Below are 20,295 nucleotides of genomic sequence, written 5' to 3' on the forward strand. Positions count from 1 at the left end.
CGGTCACGGCCGGGCGTAGAGATGGCGGAGGGAGTCGAGGGTCCGGATGAGGTGGTCGCGGAGTTCGGCGGGGGCGAGGATCTCGGCGTCGGCGCCGAGTTTGAGAATCTCCCCCAGTGTCTGGTCGTGGGACTCGACGGGGATCGTCACCCGGATCCAGCCGTCGGCGTCGGCGGGCGAGGCGGTCCGTCGCGCGGCGCGGACGACGGCCGGTTCCATGATGTGGGGCAGGCGGTCCACGGCGCCCGGGGAGAGACGCAGGGTCGCGATGTCCTGGTGGCGGCGCGCGTCGAAGTGTTCCAGGTAGGCCCGCCAGTGGGCGGCGAGGTCGAAGTCCGCCGGCCGGTCGAACCGTTCGTCGAGGACGCGCAGGTCGATGATCCGTGCGATGCGGTAGGTCCGGATCCGCCGGTCCGCTCCGGCCACCAGGTACCAGTGGCCCGCCTTGAGCACCAGGCCGTACGGCCGCACGGTACGGGTGATCTCGTGGGGTTCGGCCCAGCGAAGGTAACGGATCCACACGGCGCGGTCGTTCCACACCGCCTCGGCGACCGCGGTCAGGTACAGGACGTCCTCGGCGTCGCGGTACCACGCCGGGGTGTCCAGGTGGAACCGCTCGGCGATCCGCCGGGCCCGGTCGCGCGACTCCGTGGGGAGCGCCGCCATCAGCTTCAGCTGCGCGGCTGTCACGACGGCGCCGAGCCCGAGGTCGGCGGCGGCTCGGGGCAGCCCGGTCAGGAACAGTGACTCGGCCTCCCCCGCGGTCAGGCCGGTCAGCCGGGTGCGGAAGCCGCCCAGCAGCCGGTATCCGCCGTCGTGGCCGGGCTCCCCGTACAACGGCACTCCGGCGGCGCTGAGGGCCTCCATGTCGCGGTAGACGGTGCGCACGGACACCTCCAGCGCACCGGCGATCTCCTGTGCCGTCATCCGCTCCCGTGTCTGCAGCAGCAACAGGATCGAGACCAGCCGGCTCGCGCGCATGGCCCGAAGTCTGCCGCGGTCCACTGTCAGGAGGTGTCAGGGAAGCCCGGGTTGACTTCCGGCCATGAACCTGAACATGGAGCAGTTCGTCGATCGCTATGTCGCCGTGTGGAACGAGCCGGACGCGGCGGCCCGTCGCGACCTCATCGCCGGCCTGTGGGCGCGAGACGGCGTCGAGGTCACCGAGTCGGCACGGCACCGGGGACGGGACGCGATAGAGGCACGGATCACCCGGACCCACGAGGAACTCGTGCGATCCGCCGGCTTCGTCTTCCGGAGCGCCGGCGACGCGACCGGCCATCACGACACCGTCGCCTTCACCACGTACATGATCCCGGCCGATGGCGGTGACGTCGCCTGGACGGGCCGGATATTCGCCGTTCTGGACGAGGAGGGGCTCATCCGGTGCGACCACCAGTTCACCGTCGCGGACCAGGGCGCCGCTACGCGCGCCACGGTGGAAGAACTCCTCCGCCGGATGGGGGAAGGCGATCCCGGCCGGATCGCCGAGCTGTTCGCCGAGCCCGTCGACTGGCGGCTGAACTGGCCGGCAGGCGATCATCCGGCCGTTCCCTGGATCCGGCCGCGCGCGACGCGCGCCGATGTCGCCGAGCACTTCCGCGAGATCGCCGCGGCGCACCTCCCCGAGAAGGCCGGCACGTCGGTGACGCGCGTCCTCGTCGAGGGCACGGACGCCGTCGTGCTCGGCGACATCCACCAGACGGTGAAGGCCACCGGCGAGCCGTACACGGCCCGGTACGCGCTGCGTCTGACCGTGCGGGACGGTGTGATCACCCGTTATGCCGTCTACGAGGACAGCCTCACCGTCGCCGAAGCCCACCTGGGCCGCCCCCTGCGCCGCTGAACGTCCGGTCGCGACGTGACATCGCCCGGCGCCCGCGCGTGCGGCGGGGCCGGGCGATCTCGTACCAGGGGTCAGATGACGGGCTCGACGAGTTCGGCCTCCGTGGCGGCCGCCTCCTTGACCGCGGCCGGTCCGCCGCGCAGCGGCACCTCGCGGACGAGGAAGGCGACGACGAAGCCGAGGAACGCGAGGATCGCGCCGCCGATCAACGTGCCGTGCAGCCCGCTGGTGACGCCCGCCTTGAACGCCTCCTGGACCGGCTCCGGGAGGGTGGACAGGATCGCCGGGGTCACGTGGGTGCCGCCGGAGGCGATCGCGTGGCCGGCCTTCTCACCGAGCCGTCCGGTCAGGGTGTGCTCCAGGCGGTTGGTGAAGATCGAGCCGAGCAGGGCGATGCCGAGCGAGCCGCCGATCGTACGGAACAGGGTCACCGCGCCACTGGCCGCGCCCATGTCGCGCAGGGTCACGCTGTTCTGGGTGATCAGCGTGGTGTTCTGCATGATGAAGCCCATGCCGAGCCCGGCCACGAGCGTGAGCGCCGAGGCGAGGACGATGCCGGTGTTCACCTTCAGCAGGAGCATGACGAGCATGCCGGCGGTCAGCAGGGCGCCGCCGATGATGGGGTAGATGCGGTAGCGGCCGTTGCGCATGATGAGCTGGCCGACGGTGAGCATCACGGCGAGCATGCCGAACATCAGCGGCAGCATCCAGAGCCCGCTGGCGGTCGCGGAGGCGCCCTTGACGTCCTGCAGGTACTGCGGCAGGAAGTTCACCGCGCCGAACATCGCGGCGCCCACGAGGAAGCTCAGGATCTGGGCGACCGTGAAGTTGCGGTTGCGGAACAGCCGCAGCGGCAGGATCGGCTCCGCCGCCCGCTGCTCGGCGAACACGAACCCGGCGAGCGCGACGACGCTCAGGACGGCGAGCCCGATGACCTGCGCGGACACCCACGGGTACTCCGTGCCGCCCCAGCTCGCGACCAGGGTCAGCGCGACGATCCCGACGGTCAGGAGCAGGGCGCCGAAGTAGTCGATCCTGGCCTTGATGTGCGGCGTGTGCAGGTGCATCCCGAGGCCGGTGACGAGCAGGGCCACCGCGCCGAGCGGCACGTTGACGTAGAAGGCCCAGCGCCAGCTCAGGTGGTCGGTCAGAAAGCCGCCGAGCAGCGGTCCGCCGACGAACGCCACCGGCATCATGCCGCCGATGATCGCCTGGAAGCGGCCACGCTCACGCGGCGGCACCAGGTCGCCGATGATCGCGAACGCGCCGACCATCAGACCGCCGGCGCCCAGGCCCTGGACCGCGCGGAAGCCGATGAGCTCGTTGATGTTCTGCGCGAGACCCGACAGCATCGACCCGATCAGGAAGATCACGATCGACGCCATGAACATGCCCTTGCGGCCGTACAGGTCGCCGAGCTTGCCCCAGATGGGCGTCGCGGCGGCGGTCGCGAGGGTGTACGCCGTGACGACCCAGGACAGGCGGTTGATGCCGCCCAGTTCACCGACGATCGTCGGAAGCGCGGTGCCGACGATCAGGTTGTCGAGCATGGCCAGGAACATCCCGAGCATCAGCCCGATGATCGCGATGTAGAGGGACCGCGTGGTTCTGTCGGACGGCGGTCCGGAGTCCTCTGTGTTCGTCCCCGTCATGGATAACCTCTCCCCATAGGTCGACCGGTCGGCTTACTTGCCGACCGGCCAGCAGAACTTACTTGCCGTACGGTAGGCTAGGTACTAGCCGGTCGGCAAGTAGGTTTATTCCAGGGGTGAGAACGATGGGCGAACGACGAAGCGGGACCCGCGAGAGGATCCAGGCCGTCGCGGTCGAGTTGTTCGCCGAACACGGCTACGACAAGACCTCGCTCCGCGAGATCGCCGAGCGGCTCGACGTGACCAAGGCAGCGCTGTACTACCACTTCAACACCAAAGAAGACATCGTCGTCAGCCTCTTCGACGACCTCATCGCCGGCCTGGACGAGATCATCGACTGGGCGAAGGACCAGCCGCCGACACCGGAGACGCGCCAGGAGATCGTCCGCCGGTACGCCCGGCTCGCCCGCGAACGCCCCAAGGGCATGATGCGCTTCATCCAGGAGAGCAAGACCACGATGCAGGAGCTCGCTCCGGGAGAGAAGCTCCACGACCGGTTCAACACGCTGTCCGCGATGCTGCGCAGCCCCGACGCCTCGCTCACCGACCAGCTCAGGTCGCGGCTCGCCCTGGTCCCGGTCAGCGCCTCGGCGTTCATGCTCCAGGACGCCGACGCGACCGACGACGAGAGGTACGAGGCCGGGCTCGAACTCGCCCTGGAACTCGTCTCCCCCAGACCGGCGGCCGCCGACTAGTGTCCTGAGTCGGTGATTCGCCGCGTAGCCGTGGCCACCGCCGGAGACCTGGTCTTCGACCCGGCACTTCCCGCCGCCATGCTCGCAGACGTGCGCTCCGGTTCGGGTGAGCTGCTCGTCACGGGTCCGGGGACACCGCCCGGCTCCCACCGCTTCCGTCGCCAACGTGTCATGTCGGGCGCGCTGACCTGGTGCGTCGTCATCGTCTCGGTCGGGACGCTGGAGCACGTGACCGGCGGGTGGTGGGCGTGGCCTGCCGGGGTGCTCGGTGCGCTGACCTTTCTGCCCTGGAACGCGGTCGATCGGCGCCGCGATCGCGAACCCGTGGTGGCGGGTTCTGTCGCGATGCTGTTCCCGTGGGCGCTGTTCCCAGGCCTCGCAGGCTTGGCAGTGTGCGCGTTTCTGCTGCTCATGGTCTACGCGGGTTTCGTCGCCGACTGCGGGGGAGGGACGACCCACGTGGTGGGGCGTGATCGCGTCGTCTCGCTCGCCGACCTCGACGAGGCCGAACGCGCGCGGCTGTCACGGGTACGGGCGGCTCGCGAGCGGGTGGAGGAGGCCCAGCGACTGCTGACTCCGGGCTTCGACGGGACACTCGTGCTCACGGCGCTTCGGGAGGAAGAGTGGGGGCTCGCCACGCGGATGAGAGAGATGACGCCGCACGCGGCCGAGGCGGCCGGGAGAGCCGACGAGACGGTGATCGAGCTTGTCGAACAGTACGTCCGCCCGGTGGAACGGGCGATCCAGGCACACCGGGAGTGGGAGCGGATCCAGCGGGCGGCCGGCGGCGACGAGGCTCATGCCGGACTGCTCGCTCGTGCGGAGGCCGGGTCGAGGTCGGAGGACACGGCCGAGCCCTCCGACCTCGACGGCGATCTCACTCTGGAAGCGGCGCGCCGGGCATGTGAGGAACTCACGGCCGAGGCGATGAGAGCCAACGTCTGGCTGCTCAACGCCCTGCACGGCGGCGAGGAGGACGACCTTTCCGACGAGTGACACGAGTCCACCGCCCGTGGATCAGCGCCCCGCGCCGCCGCCCGGCCGGCGCTTACAGCACCTTGAGGTAGCGGTCCCGCTCGTACTCGGTGACCTGGCGGCGGTAGTCCTCCCACTCCGCGCGCTTGTTGCGCAGGAACTGATCAACCGCGTCCGCTACATGCGACACCATGCACCCGCTAGCCGCTGACCTGCATACGAGCGGTCGTCATTGGTCATTGTCGGCCACCCTCGGCCGCCCTTCCACGGCCCACAGACGGCCCCAGCAAACGCCCCCCTGTGTTCCAGCCGGTTCACGTCCCTTGCTGGAACATAGAGGCGTGTATCCCTGATGTATCCCAGGTTTCCACTGGTCACAGCACTAGGGATACATCGGATACATCGGATACACCCTGAAAGGCGTCGGCCGTGCCGTGCTCCCGCCCCGTGCAAAGGGGCGGACCACAGTTAGTCACCCATTGACGGCGAGGTTCCGGCCAGGCCGGTGCCGCTCGGTCTATGAGGCTCGGAGGCGACTCACCTCACCCCCACTGTTCCAGCCCTTCGGTGTGCGAGGACACATTGAAGCGCGATGTCCCCCACCGCGCCCCTCATGCTTCCTTAGGTCAAAGGCGATTGAGGGACACGGCGGACACGTCAGGGCTGATGGCGTGCCACCTGGCAGAGGGCACCCCCGGACCAGCCGTCGTTACGTGACTCGTCGTGGACGAGCCGGATGGGTATGGTTCGGCTAATGATGGTTGCACTGTCTCGTTGTCCGATCGTTTTCTTCACACAGGATGACGGTCATCGGGATTTTGATCTTCTCGCTTTTTCCCATCGACAGATAGGTGAGAAGGAAGCCGTCGATACGACCGGTTTCATCACCGCTCCGGACTAGCTGGACCGCCAGCTCCACGGACCTTTGTCCGGAATCATCTCGGCTGCTGCCCAGAACCGTCCCGGCAGCACCGCATGTGCCGTCCACAGTCTGGGGCCGAACGGGATCGAACCCAAGGGCCTTGAGTGACCGGGGCTCCAGTGCGATCTGTAGCCCGCCTTGATCCGCAGGGTTCGCCCGTATAGCAAAGCCGGTGACCGCGATACCACCCTTCGTCGCGATCGGACCAACGCTGGCTATCCGCACGCTGCCCGGGGCATCCAAACAGAAGACACCCAGACCCGCAGAATAGGCATGATCCCTTTTGGCCGGAAATGCCATACCCGCAGATGCACCGGTACCGGGGCGAACCAAACGTGGCACCTCCGCGGAGACACCGGATCCGTCATCGTCCGCGCCGTGGCCGGCCTGGCCACCGCCGGAGCATCCCGCTCCGGCGAGTTGGACGGCCAGGCCGGCACAGAGCGTCGCCCCGATTCGGCGAGTCGCATGAGTTCTCAGCATCATCAGGCGGGATCGGAGTTCATCTCCGGGGAGGACGCCCATCCCGAACTTGTGGACCCGCAGAGCTTGCTGTCCTGGGTGATCACCCATTCGATCTTAGTGTCGCTTGTCCAGCCCGACTGGGCCGATAGGCTCATCCAGCCAAGTTCGAGCCCAGCTCCGTAGGTCACGTTCTTAGCGGTGTCCTTCCAATATGTTGCGCCGTGGAATGCGGCGGCGCAGGCGGTGTAAGAGACGTGCGCGTGGCGCTCGGCGATGCTGAGGAAGGCGTACGTGCTTTCTGGCTCGACATAGCTTGTGTTGACGCAGTTAAGGGTGCCCCTGTAGTAGCGATAGTTGACCTCATTCCCCACCGTCGCGTCTGCGACGCCTGGCAAGGTTGCGCCGGAACCCTGGGTAAGATTTATGCTTTCCGTTCCGTTCTGCGTCCACGCACCGCTCTGGCCATCGACCTGAATTCCGATTCCGAGCGTATGGCTGACTGACTGGGATTGGTAAACTGTGCCTTTGGCGCCGGACCATGCCGATACAACTGCAAATCGCTCTGGATTTTGGGTATAGAGGGTCGATGGTTCCAGTACGCACGGCTCGGCGTTTGACGTACTGGACCGCACTGAGGTGTGCGGCAGCAGCACCGTCGACCGGGCATGGGACGCAGCGCTGCGAGTCAGTTTCGTGCCGCTGTTGGTCACCCATTCGGCCGGGTCGTCAGTGGCGTCGTACGCTTGCGGCGACGACGGACTCAGATCGAAGCGCAGGTCGGCCGGGCGCGCGTCCCCGCCTGCGTCCGATTTCGCCGTCGACCAGACACGGTGGCCACTGCGCGCCGCGCTAGAACTCGCTCCATGCGTGGCCGTGTACTGCCACGTCACCGCGTTCTTTGAGTCGGATGCGACGATTCGCAGATCGACCTTTCCGTCGTCGCCGACGTATCGCGAATCGATGCCATCGGGCAGTCTAAAACTAAAATGCCCACTGGCATCGGTTCTGGTAACGGCGACGGTCGGGAGAGCCACCTTTCCGCCTTCGTGAATGATTTTGTCGAGCTCGGATCTATTCGGCCACGCTTGAGCCACGATGTCCGCATGCGCCAATGGCTCACCCGAGCGAGTGACTAGACCTGTCGTCGTCGGATCTTCGACACTCGCCGCTAGTGCCGAATGCGGCATAACCGCGGCGATCATCAGTACGGCGGTACTCGCCCCGAAGAACCGCCTACCCCATGAAGCACCCAATCGACTCCCCTTCGTTGAACGCGCCGTTTTTAGCGCGGCCTACAGCCGCAAACAGGCCCGTCGATTTCGACACCCCCGTCGCGACCCTTGCCGGAAGATTCCGACATCCATGGAGATACTTACAGGGACAGTCAACTTATTCTATAGAAAAGGTAAAGTGATATACATCACATGTCCCCTAAGGCGCCGCCACCGGCGGCTTGACCTGTGACGATCTGCCATGTCGGGCCTCTGGCGAACGGCAGGACCGGATCCGGCCGCCGAGAGCGTCCCAAGCTCTCCTCACCGCCTGACCTGCTACTCACGTCACGAGCGGGAAGGGAGACGGCGAGACCGTAGACGGTTTTTGGCGTGGCCAAATAGGTCGTCCAGGGCCAATGATCGCGTGCGCCTCGACGCCTCATCGCTCGCAGCACGGCGTCAGCGGGCTCCTGCGCACGCCCCCCTGCCCCACCGCCGGGGGGCACCTCGAACGCCGATGTCCCCCACCGTGTCCTGAGCGCTACCGCGCGATGGTGGATCTTGGCGCCGGATGCGGACTCCGACAAGGCGAGATCTTCGGGCTTCCGGCGGACGAGATCGACTTTGACTCGGGCTGGCTCCACATCGCCTGTCAGATCAAGGTCGCAAATGGTCACTTGGTGTTCGGGGCACCGAAGCGCAACAAGGAACGGGACGTACCACTGCCAAGTCGCGTTGCCCGAGTGCTCACGGATCACATGGACGAGTACCCGCCCGTAGAGATCTCCCTACCTTGGCTCCGACCGGACGGACCGCTGGTAACCAAACGTCTTGTCTTCACTCGGATGGGCGGTGAAGGTGCGGTTCGCCGAACTGACTTCAACGTTCGGATATGGAAACCCGCCCTCGTCGAGGCTGGAGTCATCCCCCACCCAGCGCCCGGCGCCCGCCACCAGTCCGCCCGAGAGCACGGGATGCACGCCCTACGGCACTTCTACGCCTCCGTACTGCTGGACGCTGGCGAGAACGTCAAGGCACTCAGCCAGTACCTAGGTCACGCCGATCCCGGCTTCACGCTCCGCGTCTACACGCACCTAATGCAGAGCAGTGAGAGCCGTACCCGCAGGGCCGTGGATGGCATGTACGAGTGCATCGATTCCGTGCCAGACGGCCCAGGGACGGCCCAGGGCTCTTAGCGCAGATTCGGGCCGACGGTCACGTGGCCGTCGGCCCTTGTCGCTATATGCGCCTGGCTAGCGCGCTGACCAGCGCTTACAGCACCTTGAGGTAGCGGTCGCGCTCGTACTCGGTGACCTGGCGGCGGTAGTCCTCCCACTCCGCGCGCTTGTTGCGCAGGAAGAAGTCGAACACGTGCTCGCCGAGCACCTCGGCCACGAGGTCGCTGCGCTCCATCTCGACGATGGCCTCATCGAGGCTCTGCGGCAGCGGCTGGATGCCCATCGCGCGGCGTTCGGCGGTGGTCAGGGCCCACACGTCGTCCTCCGCGCCCGGGGGCAGTTCGTACCCCTCCTCGATGCCCTTCAGCCCGGCGCCGAGGATGACCGCGAAGGCGAGGTACGGGTTGCACGCCGTGTCCAGCGAGCGGAACTCGATGCGCGTCGCGTGGCCCTTCTGCGGCTTGTACATCGGCACGCGCACGAGGGCGGAGCGGTTGTTGTGGCCCCAGCAGATGTACGGCGGGGCCTCGCCGCCCGCGCCCGCGGAGGCGCCGACGCCGCCCCACAGCCGCTTGTAGGAGTTCACCCACTGGTTGGTGACCGCGGTGAGCTCGGCGGCGTGCCGCAGCACGCCCGCGATGAACGCCCGTCCGACCTTGGAGAGCTGGTACTCCGCGCCGGGCTCGTAGAAGGCGTTGCGGTCGCCCTCGAACAGGGACATGTGGGTGTGCATGCCCGAGCCCGGCTGCTCGGTGAACGGCTTGGGCATGAAGGAGGCGAACACGCCGTGTTCGAGCGCGACCTCCTTCATCACCAGCCGGAACGTCATGATGTTGTCGGCCGTGGTGAGCGCGTCGGCGTACCGCAGGTCGATCTCCTGCTGGCCGGGGCCGCCCTCGTGGTGGCTGTACTCCACCGAGATGCCCATCGACTCCAGCATCATGATCGCGCTGCGCCGGAAGTCGTGCGCGGCGCGGTGCGGAGTGTGGTCGAAGTAGCCGCCCGAGTCGACCGGCTCCGGCCTGCCACCCTCGGCGACCTGCTCCTTGAGCAGGTAGAACTCCAGCTCAGGATGGGTGTAGAAGGTGAAGCCCAGGTCGGCGGCGCGGGCCAGGGTGCGCTTCAGGACGTAGCGCGGGTCGGCGAAGCTCGGCGTGCTGTCCGGCATGAGGATGTCGCAGAAGATCCGCGCCGTCCCCGGCGCCTCGGACCTCCAGGGCAGCACCTGGAAGGTCGACGGATCCGGTTTGGCGAGCATGTCGGACTCGTGGATCCGCGCGAACCCCTCGATCGAGGATCCGTCGAACCCGATCCCCTCCGCGAACGCCTGCTCGAGCTCGGCAGGCGCGACAGCGACCGACTTGAGGAACCCGAGCACGTCGGTGAACCACAGCCGGATGAAACGGATGTCGCGCTCCTCCAGCGTACGGAGCACGAACTCCTGCTGACGGTCCAAAACCGATCCCTTCGTAAGCCCGGAAACATGTGTGGCGACTTACATTCTGCCGTCTCCGTGTTTCCCCCACGTTACGAGGCCCTGCCCAGCGCCTGATCAGACGTCCTCCACCTCGCCGACCTGTGCGGCCGCCGGGTCGAGGACACGGGACAGGAACGTACGGGTCCGCTCGTTCACGGGTGCGCCGATGACCTCCGCGGCCGGGCCCTCCTCCACGATCACGCCGCCGTCCATGAACACGACGCGGTCGGCGACCTCGCGGGCGAAGCTCATCTCGTGGGTGACCACCATCATGGTCATCCCCTCGACGGCGAGGCTCCGCATGACGGCCAGGACGTCGCCGACGAGCTCGGGGTCGAGCGCGGACGTCGGCTCGTCGAAGAGCATCACGGCCGGGCCCATCGCCAGGGCGCGGGCGATCGCCACGCGCTGCTGCTGGCCGCCGGAGAGCTGCGCCGGGTAGGCGTCGACCTTGTCGGCCAGCCCGACGCGCTCGAGGTTCGCGCGGGCCGTCTTCTCCGCCTCGGCGGCCGACCGGCGGAGCACCTTGCGCTGGGCGACGGTGACGTTGGCCAGCACCGACAGGTGCGGGAAGAGGTTGAACTGCTGGAAGACCATGCCGATGCGGCGGCGTACGGCGTCGATGTCGCACTCGGGGTCGGTCAGCTCGACGCCGTCGACGACGACCGTGCCCGAGGTCGGCTGCTCCAGGAGGTTCACGCAGCGCAGGAGCGTCGACTTGCCGGACCCGGACGGGCCGATCACACAGACGACCTCGCCGGCGCCGACCTCCAGGTCGATGCCGCGCAGCACCTCCAGGTCGCCGAACGACTTGTGCAGGTCGCGGACCTCGATCATCGCTGTCCCTTCTTCTGCCGGGCCTCGAGACGCCGCGCCAGGTAACTCAGCGGGATCGTGACGATCAGGTAGCAGATCGCGGCGACGATGATGGGCGTGGAGTTGCCCTGCTGGCTCGCCACGTCGTTGGCGTACTTGGACAGCTCGCGCTCGGTCAGGGTGAGGCCGAGGAACAGCGCCAGCGAGGAGTCCTTGAACAGCAGGACGAGCTCGTTGGTGAGCGGCGGGATCACGATCCGCAGCGCCTGGGGCACGACGATCGTCCGCATCGCGCGGCCGTGCGACATGCCGAGCGTGCGCGCCGCCTCCATCTGGCCGCGGGGCACCGCCTCGATGCCGGCCCGGATCGTCTCGGCCATGTACGCGGCCGAGACCAGCCCGAGGGCGAGCGCCGCCTGGCCGTACACCCCGCCGGGCAGGTTGGTGCCGGGGAACGCCAGCGGCACGCCGGTGCCGACGAACACGAAGATCAGCAGGGCGGGCAGGCCGCGGAACACCTCGATGTACACGAGGGCGAACCAGCGGTACGGCGCGGCGGACGACAGCCTCATCAGCGCCAGGACGAGTCCCGCGGCGAGCCCGAGCACGAACCCCGTGATCGTGTAGATCAGCGTGTTACGGAGCCCGACCGTGATGACGTCGGGGAAGAGCTGCTTGGCGATGCTCCAGTTGGCGAAGTTCGTGTGGATCTGACCCCAGTCGGCCGATGCGACCAGGGCGACGACCACCACGACGAAGATCGCGTACTCGCCGCCGAGCACGAGTTGCCGGCGGCGGCGCCGCGTCAGGCGCGGCGCCGCTTCCTGTGCCGTCGCCACGCTCAGCTGCCCGCCGGGAGCGGACCGATCCACTTCTCGTAGATCTTCTTGTACGTGCCGTCCTGCTTGGCCTGGTCGATCACCTGGTTGATGATCGCCAGCAGCTTGGGGTTGTGGCCCTTGCGGACCGCGTAGCCGAGCTGTTCGCCGGTGTGGATGTTGGCCGCGAGGCCGAACTTGGCGTTGGCCGGGTCCTTGAGCCAGCCCTGCACGACCGGGTAGTCCGCCATGATCGCGTCGACCTGGGCGCTGCGCAGGCCGTTGAGCAGGCTCTCGGCGTCCTTGTAGGACTTGGGGTCGACGCCCTTGCCCTGGAGGAACTCCTCGCTGGTGGTCTGCGCCTGGGCACCGATCTTGATCTTCTTGGCCTTCAGGTCCTCGACCGAGGCGTACGTGATGCCCTTCCTGGTCATCACGGCCTGGGTGGCGTCGAAGTAGGGCTTGGAGTAGTCGATGAACTTCGCGCGGTCAGCGGTGATCGTCATTCCCGCGGCGGCGACGTCGCACTTGCCCGCGTTCAGCGCCGAACCCGTTTTGATCGTCTCAAAGGGCGTGTCAATGATCTTCTGGGTGACGCCGAGTTTCTTGGCCACCAGGTCGATCAGATCGACGTCGAAGCCCACGACCTTGCCGCCCTGGGGGGACTGGAACGGCGGGTACGGCATGTGGGTGCAGGTCGTGATGGCGCCTTTCTTCACGAGTTTGGCGCCCTGGACCGTCACCCCCTTGTCTCCGCTGCCACAGGCGGTGACGACGAGGGCGGTCGCGCAGAGCCCGGCTGCGACGGCCAACCGGCGACGTATGGGCACAATTCCTCCAGGTTCGCTGCAAAGCAATGCCCGAGACTATGTCATATCTGCAGCTACCAGGAGGGACGACTCAGTCACGACCTGGCCACGGCGAGGAATCGGGCGGCGATCGGCGCGGCGACCTTTCCGCCTTCTCCCCCGTGCTCGACGAAGACGGCGAACGCCAGATCGCCCCGGTATCCGATGAACCAGGCGTCCGTGTGACCGGCGGAGTCGTACTCGGCGCTGCCCGTCTTGCCGTGCGTCCCGGCGGGCAGGCGGGCGCCCGCGGCCGTCCCGTACCGCACGACGTCGCCCATCATCGAGCGGAGCCCGGCGGTGACCGTGGCGGGGAGCCGTCTGGCCGGGAGCCGGCCGAGCAGGTGCGCGGCGACCAGCCGCGGGGACCGGTAGGTGCCGTCGGCCACCGCGGCGGCCACGACCGCCATGGCGATGGTGGTGGCCTGGACCTTGCCCTGGCCGATCGACGCCTCGGCGAGCGCGTTGCCCTCGGCGTCGCCCGGGACGTCGCCGGAGTAGGCCGTCACGCCGGGGTCGAAGTGGGCGCCGAAGCCGAAGGCGGACGCCGTCGCGGCCAGCCGGCGCCCGCCCGCCGCGACGCCGAGCCGGGCGAACGTCGTGTTGCAGGACTCGGCGAAGGCGCGGGCGAGCGGCACGGTTCCGAGGTCGAAGTCGCGGTCGTTGTGGATCGTGCGCTGGGCCGCCACGGTGACCGCCGGGCAGCCGACGCGTGACCCCGGCGACATCCCGCTCGACAGAGCGGCGGCGGCGGTGACGACCTTGAACGCGGAGCCGGGCGGGCTCATCGACTGGAAGGCGCCCTTGGGCTCCGGGAGCCGGTCGGCGATCGCGAGGATCTCGCCCGTCGAGGGCCGTACGGCGACGAGCGCCGCGTCCGCCGACCCCACGGCGCGGTCGGCCGCCGCCTGTGATCGCCGGTCGAGCGTGGTGCGCACGCGCTTGGGCGCTCGGCCGGAAAAGACCTTGACCCGCTGCGCGGAGCGGCCGGGGTTGTCCAGCTCGACCGCCCAGCCGGGGTCGTCCTCGGCATCGGGGTCGCCGAACCTGTCCGCGACGTCGGCGAGGTAGGGCTGGACGCCGCTGCCGGCCGGCAGCCCTCTGCCGTCGGCGGCGACCGGCGAGGAGGGCGCCGCGCCGAGCCGGATGAGCACGAGCCGCCCGCCCTCGGCGAGCGAGGGGTACAGGGTCGCGGGCGACCAGCGGACCCGCCAACGTCCACGCCGCCGCGCCAGCCGCAGCACGGCGTGGAAGCTCCAGACTCCGGCGCCGGACAGCACGCGGGTCACCGCGAAGTCCTCGGTCGCGGTGTCGCCGGCCCGTACGAGCCGGCCGGGCACGAGTTCGATCCGAACGACGCGCAGGTCGTGGGACAGCGCGCGGTGCCGGTCGGCGAAGTCGGCGGGCGGGTCGTCGACGAGGCGGCGCATCGCGGTCACGTCGCCCCGCGCCCAGGCGCTGAAGTAGTCGGTCGCGACGGTTCCGGGCGCGGCCGGGCGGCCCGGCGAGCGCAGCGCGACGCAGGACACGGCGACCGCCAGGACCAGCACCATGACGCCCCCGGACAGGACGACCGCCGTGCGCATGTCACCGCCTCCCCGTACGACCGCACCCAGTCGAGCACTCGGCGCCGGTGCGGGCGAGAGGCGTGACCTGTTCCGGTCGGCCGGGCTCGGGCGCGCGGCGGGTCAGCCGGCGTCGGGCGGCATCGGCCCCATCCACTTCTCGTAGATGCGGCGGTAGTCGCCGTTGTCGCGGCTGCGGGCGATGACCTGGTCGATCAGGCGCAGCAGGCCGGGGTCGCGTCCGCGGCGGACGGCGAAGCCGTATCTCTCACGCGTGCGCGCGCCCGCGACGATGGTGAAGTCGGCGTTGTCCGGGTCGGTCAGCCAGTAGCGCACCACCGGGTCGTCCTGGACCAGCACGTCGACCTGGCCCGTGCGCAGCGCGCCGAGTTCGGTGACGGAGTTCTCGTACGCCTTGGGCGCCCACCCGCGCGCCCGCGCGTACTCCTGACCGGTGGTGCCGGTGACCACGCCGACCCGCAGGCGGTCCCGGGCGATGTCGTCGGGCCGGACGCGGGGCCGCCGGCGGGCCATCAGCACCTGGCCGGAGTCGAAGTAGGGACGGGAGAAGTCCACCTTGGCGGCGCGGCGCCCGTTGATGGTCATGCCGGCCGCGGCGACGTCGCACTCCCCCGCGGCGAACACCCTGCCGGAGGTGATCGCGGTGAAGTCGGTGTCGACGATCTTCTGGCGGACACCGAGCCGCCGCGCCACGAGATCCATGAGGTCGACGTCGAAGCCGACGACGGTGCCGCGCCGGTCGAACTGGAACGGGGCGTACGGCAGGTGGGTGCAGGTCGTGAGCAGCCCGCTGCCGATGAGGCGTACTCCCTGGACGGTCGCGCCGCCGGCACCGGCGCCGCACGCGGTGAGTAACAGCGCCGCGATCGCCAGGAGGGCGGGCGGCCGTGACGGAGCGATGGGGTGCACGGTGCCTCCGAGGGGTTCGGATCTTCGGCGGCGGGCAGGGGACACCCGGTCACCGAGGCGAGTCAACCAGTTGCGTGCCGTGACCGCCAGTAAAGGCGTCCGCGCGCCAAGCGGCGGAAAAGCGCTCGCAAAATGTCGTACCCGTCGGCGACGATTCCCTCCATGACCTCCGTCGGCGAACAGCTCCCCGCTCCCGTCCGGCCCCGGCTCCCCCCGTTTCTCCACACGCGTGTCGGCGGCCTGCCCCGGGCGTTCTGGGCGCTGTGGGCGGGCTCGTTCGTCAACCGGCTGGGCACGATGGTCGAGCCGTTCCTGGCCTTCTACCTCACCGGCGTGCGCGGGTTCTCCGTCACCGCGACCGGCGCCGTGCTCGCCCTGTTCGGGCTGGGCTCGGTGTTCTCCCAGACGCTGGGCGGCGTGCTGGCCGACCGCGTCGGCCGGCGCGCGACGCTGAGCGGCGGCATGCTGGCGACCGCGGCGGCCATGCTGGCGCTCGGCTACGTCACGGCGACGCCGATGGTGGTCGCCGTCGTGTTCGTGCTCGGCATCGCCATCGACATCTACCGCCCGGCCTCACAGGCGCTGGTCGCCGACCTGGTCCCGCCCGCCCACCGGCCACGCGCGTACGGGCTGCTGTTCTGGGCGATCAACCTGGGGTTCGCGGTCGCCATGGTGTTCGGCGGCACGCTGTCGCGCGCGGGCTTCTCCTGGCTGTTCTGGATCGACGCCGTCACCTGTGCGGTGTTCGCCGTGCTGGTCTGGCGCGCGGTGCCCGAGACGCGGACGCGGCGCGCCGACCGTGAGCCGGGCGGGTTCGGCGACGTGCTGCGCGACCGGGTGGCGGTCGCCTCGGTGCTGATCGTGTTCGGCTACGCCTTCGTCTATCTCCAGGCCTACTCCACGCTGCCGCTCGCGATGCGGCACGCGGGGCTGCCGCCGCAGGCGTACGGCCTGGCCATGGCGGTCAACGGCGTCGGCATCGTGATCGTCCAGCCGCTGACCGTGGCCTGGCTGGCCCGCCGCGACGCCAGCCGGGTGCTGGCGGCGGGCATGGGCACGGTCGGGCTGGGGTTCGGGCTGACCGCGCTGGCCGGCTCGACGACGATGTTCGCCGCGACGGTGCTGGTGTGGACGCTGGGCGAGGTGCTGTTCGCCGCCGTGTCCTCGGCGATCATCGCCGATCTCGCACCGCCCCACCTGCGCGGACGTTACGGCGGGCTGTACGGCACGGCGTTCTCGGTCGCGGCGCTGCTCGGCCCGCTCGGCGGCAGCTGGCTGCTCGGGCACGGCACGTGGCTGCCGTGGGTGACCTGCGCGGCCCTGTGCGCGGTGTCCGGCGCGGGCGCCCTGGCGCTGGCCCCCGCCGTACGCGGAAGAAGGGAAGGCTTGACCGTTTAACCGCTAAATGTCTAACTTCGGAAGTTGATACCCGAAGAAACGGCACGCGAGCCGAATGGTGCAAGCATCAAGCTCGGCCGAAGCGGCGAGCGGGTTGAGAGTTCTGCGCGAGCGGAACTTCCGCTGGTTCTTTCTGGGCCAGTGCGCGTCGATGCTCGGCGACGGCATGGTCGCGCCGGCCCTCGCCTTCGCCGTTCTGGGCCTCACCGGCCACGTGACCGACCTCGGCTTCGTCCTGGCGGCCGGCACCGCCTCGCAGGTGCTGTTCATGCTCGTCGGCGGCGTGATCGCCGACTGGCTCCCCCGCAACGTGCTCATGCTGGGCTCGGACCTGCTGCGCACCGTCAGCCAGGGCGTCATGGCGGCTCTGCTGATCACCGGCGCGGCCCGCGTCTGGCACCTGCTCGTGCTGGAGGTGGTGCACGGCTTCGCGGCGGCGATGTTCATGCCCGCCGTGCCCGGCCTCATCCAGGCCACCACGACACCCGAGCAGCGCCAGGCCGCCAACGCGCTGCGCGTACTGGCCCTGTCCGGCTCACTCGTCGCCGGCCCGGCGGTCGCGGGCGTGCTCGTCGTCGCGGTGGGCCCCGGCTGGGCCATCGGCGTCGACGCGGTCACCTTCGCGGCCAGCGCCGCGTGCCTGTCCCGGCTCCGGCTGCGGTACGACGTCCGCCTGCGCCGCTGCCGCTTCGGACGCGACCTGGCCGACGGGTGGCGGGAGTTCCGGTCGCGGCGGTGGGTGTGGAGCATCATCCTGGCGGCCTCGGTGATGAACCTGCTGTACGCCGGCTTCTCCGTGCTCGGCCCGGCGGTCAGCGCGCGCTCGTTCGGGGGCGCCGGCGCGTGGGCGGTCATCTCGGCGACCTTCGGCATCGGCTGCCTGGGCGGCAGCATCGTCGCCCTGTGCGTACGGCCGCGGTTCCCCCTGCGGTCGGCGCTCATCGTGATGGTGGCGTTCGCCTGCCCGACCCTGACCCTGGCGGCCGGCCTCACGGTGGGCGTCGTCGCCGCGGCGGCGTTCTTCGGCGGCCTGGTGATGATGCTGTTCAACACGCTGTGGGAGACGACGCTCCAGCAGCACATCCCGGCCACGACACTGTCCCGGGTGAGCGCGTACGAGTGGGCGGGCGCGGTCGCCTGCCAGCCACTCGGCCTCGTACTGGTGGCGCCGATCGCGGGCCGGCTGGGCCTGCACGCGACACTGTGGACGGCGGGAGTGCTCCAGGTCCTCGTGGCCCTCTTCCCGCTGCTGATCCCGGAGGTCCGCACCCTCCCGTCGCCGACCACCCCGCCCCCGGACCCGGTCTGCGCCGCCCCCCGAAGCTGACCGATGACGATCTGGTCCGGGTCGCCGGCGTAGTCGAACCGATGAGGAGGAAGAAACCGGCGAGGAAAGTGGACAGCCGGGTACGCGCCCCGTTCTTCACGTTGATCATGGTCTGGCCGATCATGGCGCAGGCTCCGGCCGACGGCTCGTGACGGCGAGGCCGGGCGTCGCCCACGTGCCCCGCGTCCGCCCCGTACGCCTTAGGCTCGATGCCGTGGCACAATTGCGCATCGCTCTCGCACAGGTGAACGGGACCGTCGGCGACCTCACCGGGAACGCCGACCTGATCGTCGAGTGGACCCGGCGCGCGGCCGGGCGTGGCGCTCATCTCGTGGTGTTCCCCGAGATGTTCCTCACCGGCTATCCCGTCGAGGATCTCGTCCTGCGCAAGTCCTTCGTCGACGCCTCCATCGAGACGATCGAGGCCACCGCGAAGCGACTCGCCGACGAGGGGCTCGGCTCGATCCCGGTGGTGACCGGGTATCTCGACCGGCGCGCGGACGTGGTGGATCGGGTCGGGCAGCCCGCCGGGGCGCCGCTCGACGCCGCCGCGGTCCTGTACGAGGGCCGCGTCGCGGTCCGTACGGCAAAGCACCATCTGCCGAACTACGGCGTCTTCGACGAATACCGCTACTTCATGCGCGGCGACCGGCTGCCGGTCCTCCGCCTGCACGGCGTCGACGTCGCCGTCGCCGTCTGCGAGGACCTCTGGCAGGACGGCGGGCCGGTCACGGTGACCCGTGAGGCCGGGGCGCAGCTGCTCGTCGTGCCGAACGCCTCGCCGTACGAGCGCAACAAGGACGACGTGCGCCTGGAGCTGTGCGCGCGGCGGGCGCGGGAGGCGGGCTGCGCGCTGGCCTACGTCAACCTCGTCGGCGGACAGGACGAGCTGGTCTTCGACGGCGACTCGATCGTGGTGTCCGGCACGGGCGAACTGCTCGCCCGCGGCCCGCAGTTCGCCGAGGACCTGCTGGTGGCCGACGTGGAGCTGCCGGACGCGCCGGCGGAGTTCGAGCCGGGCGAGACGCCGGCCGACGCGCACGACGGCACCACCATCACGATCGAGCGGGTGTTGCTGTCGTCCACGCCGGTCCCGCCGTACGCGCCGGAGACACCGCCCTGCGCCGAGCCGCTCGGCGACCTGGGCGAGGTGTACGGCGCGCTGGTGCTGGGCGTGCGCGACTACGTGCGCAAGAACGGCTTCCGCTCGGTCATCCTCGGGCTGTCCGGCGGCATCGACTCGGCGCTGGTCGCCACGATCGCCGCCGACGCCATTGGTCCCGACAACGTGCACGCGGTCCTGATGCCGAGCCGCTACTCCAGCGACCACTCCATCACCGACGCGGAGGAGCTCGTCAAACGGCAGGGCATCCACGCGCGTACGGTGCCGATCCGCGGCATGGTCGACGCGTACGAGGCAGAGCTGGACCTGACCGGCCTCGCCGCGGAGAACCTCCAGGCCCGGGTGCGCGGCAACATCCTCATGGGCCTGTCCAACGAGCACGGCCACCTGGTGCTGACCACCGGCAACAAGAGCGAGCTGGCCACCGGTTACTCCACGCTCTACGGCGACTCGGCCGGCGGGTTCGGGCCGATCAAGGACGTGCCGAAGGTGACGGTGTTCGCGCTGTGCGAGTGGCGCAACGAGCAGACGGCGGGGCTGCCCCCGCTCGTGCGCGCCTCCGCGACGCCGCCGATCCCGCGGAACATCATCGACAAGCCGCCGTCCGCGGAGCTGCGGCCCGGCCAGCTCGACACCGACTCGCTCCCGCCGTACGACGTCCTCGACGCCCTGCTCGACGACTATGTCGAGAAGGACATGGGCCATGACGCGCTGATCGCCGCGGGCCACGACCGCGAGCTGGTGGAGCGCGTGATCCGGCTGGTCGACGCGGCGGAGTACAAGCGGCGGCAGTACCCCCCGGGCCCGAAGATCACGCCGAAGAACTTCGGCCGCGACCGCCGCCTGCCCATCACGAACCGCTGGCGCGAGATCGCCGCCCCGAACACCGGCGACCCGGCGAGGGTCGGCAAGAAGCAGACCGCGACCGGCGAGTGAACTCCGTCCCCCGGACGGGTCGCCGGCTCCGTCCGGAGTCTCTCGCGTTCGCGCGACGGCGCCTCCCGCGACGCAGGGCGAGATCAGGACCTCCCACCGGTCCGCCGGCG

17 protein-coding genes are annotated in these 20,295 nt (G+C 69.5%); 7 read left to right on the forward strand and 10 right to left on the reverse strand.

Translation table 11 applies throughout. The annotated features are described in order from the left end of the window. Positions 1-3 precede the first annotated feature (3 nt). Positions 4-981, reverse strand: a complete 978-nt coding sequence (locus tag QSK37_RS02135; RefSeq protein ID WP_285617111.1) for a helix-turn-helix transcriptional regulator — start codon at positions 979-981, stop codon at positions 4-6. Between the two features lie 64 nt (positions 982-1,045). Between QSK37_RS02135 and QSK37_RS02140 the strand changes: the two genes are divergently transcribed. Then, a complete protein-coding gene (locus tag QSK37_RS02140) occupies positions 1,046-1,846 on the forward strand; it encodes a nuclear transport factor 2 family protein (RefSeq protein ID WP_285617113.1) in 801 nt (266 codons plus the stop codon). A gap of 71 nt (positions 1,847-1,917) precedes the next feature. On the opposite strand, the gene QSK37_RS02145 is transcribed toward QSK37_RS02140, so the two are convergent. Beyond that, complete coding sequence (locus tag QSK37_RS02145) at positions 1,918-3,498, reverse strand: MDR family MFS transporter (RefSeq protein ID WP_285617116.1); 1,581 nt, start codon at positions 3,496-3,498, stop codon at positions 1,918-1,920. 125 nt (positions 3,499-3,623) lie between these two features. Between QSK37_RS02145 and QSK37_RS02150 the strand changes: the two genes are divergently transcribed. Both QSK37_RS02150 and QSK37_RS02155 read left to right on the forward strand, forming a co-directional pair. Then, a complete protein-coding gene (locus QSK37_RS02150; protein WP_285617118.1) occupies positions 3,624-4,193 on the forward strand; it encodes a TetR/AcrR family transcriptional regulator in 570 nt (189 codons plus the stop codon). A 12-nt stretch (positions 4,194-4,205) separates the two neighbouring features. Further along, positions 4,206-5,189, forward strand: a complete 984-nt coding sequence (locus tag QSK37_RS02155) for a hypothetical protein (protein WP_285617120.1) — start codon at positions 4,206-4,208, stop codon at positions 5,187-5,189. Positions 5,190-5,919: 730 nt separating this feature from the next. Here QSK37_RS02155 and QSK37_RS02160 read toward each other — a convergent pair. Next, entirely contained in the window at positions 5,920-6,390 is a 471-nt protein-coding gene (locus tag QSK37_RS02160) for a hypothetical protein (RefSeq protein ID WP_285617122.1), read from the reverse strand. Between the two features lie 185 nt (positions 6,391-6,575). Beyond that, positions 6,576-7,757, reverse strand: a complete 1,182-nt coding sequence (locus tag QSK37_RS02165; RefSeq protein WP_285617123.1) for a hypothetical protein — start codon at positions 7,755-7,757, stop codon at positions 6,576-6,578. Between the two features lie 428 nt (positions 7,758-8,185). Between QSK37_RS02165 and QSK37_RS02170 the strand changes: the two genes are divergently transcribed. Continuing rightward, positions 8,186-8,965, forward strand: a complete 780-nt coding sequence (locus QSK37_RS02170; RefSeq protein WP_285617124.1) for a tyrosine-type recombinase/integrase — start codon at positions 8,186-8,188, stop codon at positions 8,963-8,965. Positions 8,966-9,041: 76 nt separating this feature from the next. Here the strand turns inward: QSK37_RS02170 and QSK37_RS02175 are convergent, their stop codons facing one another. The 6 genes from QSK37_RS02175 to QSK37_RS02200 all read right to left on the reverse strand — a co-directional run bounded on the left by QSK37_RS02175 (position 9,042) and on the right by QSK37_RS02200 (position 15,401). Continuing rightward, positions 9,042-10,403, reverse strand: a complete 1,362-nt coding sequence (locus QSK37_RS02175) for a glutamine synthetase family protein (RefSeq protein ID WP_285617125.1) — start codon at positions 10,401-10,403, stop codon at positions 9,042-9,044. Positions 10,404-10,499: 96 nt separating this feature from the next. Next, complete coding sequence (locus QSK37_RS02180; protein WP_285566946.1) at positions 10,500-11,261, reverse strand: amino acid ABC transporter ATP-binding protein; 762 nt, start codon at positions 11,259-11,261, stop codon at positions 10,500-10,502. Continuing rightward, complete coding sequence (locus QSK37_RS02185) at positions 11,258-12,112, reverse strand: amino acid ABC transporter permease (protein ID WP_285617126.1); 855 nt, start codon at positions 12,110-12,112, stop codon at positions 11,258-11,260. The genes QSK37_RS02180 and QSK37_RS02185 overlap by 4 nt, the downstream gene beginning before the upstream one ends. Beyond that, positions 12,082-12,888, reverse strand: coding sequence for a substrate-binding periplasmic protein (locus tag QSK37_RS02190; protein ID WP_285617127.1), 807 nt, complete (start codon positions 12,886-12,888; stop codon positions 12,082-12,084). Before QSK37_RS02190 ends, QSK37_RS02185 begins: the two co-directional genes overlap by 31 nt. 74 nt (positions 12,889-12,962) lie before the next feature. Continuing rightward, positions 12,963-14,492 (reverse strand): penicillin-binding transpeptidase domain-containing protein, encoded by a 1,530-nt coding sequence (locus QSK37_RS02195; protein ID WP_285617129.1) that lies wholly within the window; start codon positions 14,490-14,492, stop codon positions 12,963-12,965. Between the two features lie 102 nt (positions 14,493-14,594). After that, positions 14,595-15,401 (reverse strand): ABC transporter substrate-binding protein, encoded by an 807-nt coding sequence (locus QSK37_RS02200; RefSeq protein WP_285617130.1) that lies wholly within the window; start codon positions 15,399-15,401, stop codon positions 14,595-14,597. 162 nt (positions 15,402-15,563) lie between these two features. Between QSK37_RS02200 and QSK37_RS02205 the strand changes: the two genes are divergently transcribed. The 3 genes from QSK37_RS02205 to QSK37_RS02215 all read left to right on the forward strand — a co-directional run bounded on the left by QSK37_RS02205 (position 15,564) and on the right by QSK37_RS02215 (position 20,185). After that, positions 15,564-16,799: an MDR family MFS transporter gene (locus tag QSK37_RS02205; protein ID WP_285617131.1), complete on the forward strand. Its 1,236-nt coding sequence runs from the start codon at positions 15,564-15,566 to the stop codon at positions 16,797-16,799. A gap of 55 nt (positions 16,800-16,854) precedes the next feature. Continuing rightward, on the forward strand, positions 16,855-18,126 hold the full coding sequence (locus QSK37_RS02210; RefSeq protein ID WP_285617133.1) for an MFS transporter: 1,272 nt from the start codon (positions 16,855-16,857) through the stop codon (positions 18,124-18,126). A 214-nt stretch (positions 18,127-18,340) separates the two neighbouring features. After that, a complete protein-coding gene (locus tag QSK37_RS02215; RefSeq protein WP_285617134.1) occupies positions 18,341-20,185 on the forward strand; it encodes an NAD+ synthase in 1,845 nt (614 codons plus the stop codon). Positions 20,186-20,295: the final 110 nt, after the last annotated feature.

It is taken from the genome of Actinoallomurus iriomotensis (assembly GCF_030269445.1).
GTDB lineage: Bacteria > Actinomycetota > Actinomycetes > Streptosporangiales > Streptosporangiaceae > Actinoallomurus > Actinoallomurus iriomotensis.

Coding starts and splice junctions, on each gene's coding strand:
- QSK37_RS02135 (WP_285617111.1), bottom strand. CDS start 981: ATGCGCGCGAGCCGGCTGGTCTCGATCCTGTTGCTGCTGCAGACACGG.
- QSK37_RS02140 (WP_285617113.1), top strand. CDS start 1,046: ATGAACCTGAACATGGAGCAGTTCGTCGATCGCTATGTCGCCGTGTGG.
- QSK37_RS02145 (WP_285617116.1), bottom strand. CDS start 3,498: ATGACGGGGACGAACACAGAGGACTCCGGACCGCCGTCCGACAGAACC.
- QSK37_RS02150 (WP_285617118.1), top strand. CDS start 3,624: ATGGGCGAACGACGAAGCGGGACCCGCGAGAGGATCCAGGCCGTCGCG.
- QSK37_RS02160 (WP_285617122.1), bottom strand. CDS start 6,390: ATGGCATTTCCGGCCAAAAGGGATCATGCCTATTCTGCGGGTCTGGGT.
- QSK37_RS02165 (WP_285617123.1), bottom strand. CDS start 7,757: ATGATCGCCGCGGTTATGCCGCATTCGGCACTAGCGGCGAGTGTCGAA.
- QSK37_RS02170 (WP_285617124.1), top strand. CDS start 8,186: ATGATCGCGTGCGCCTCGACGCCTCATCGCTCGCAGCACGGCGTCAGC.
- QSK37_RS02180 (WP_285566946.1), bottom strand. CDS start 11,261: ATGATCGAGGTCCGCGACCTGCACAAGTCGTTCGGCGACCTGGAGGTG.
- QSK37_RS02195 (WP_285617129.1), bottom strand. CDS start 14,492: ATGCGCACGGCGGTCGTCCTGTCCGGGGGCGTCATGGTGCTGGTCCTG.
- QSK37_RS02205 (WP_285617131.1), top strand. CDS start 15,564: ATGACCTCCGTCGGCGAACAGCTCCCCGCTCCCGTCCGGCCCCGGCTC.
- QSK37_RS02210 (WP_285617133.1), top strand. CDS start 16,855: ATGGTGCAAGCATCAAGCTCGGCCGAAGCGGCGAGCGGGTTGAGAGTT.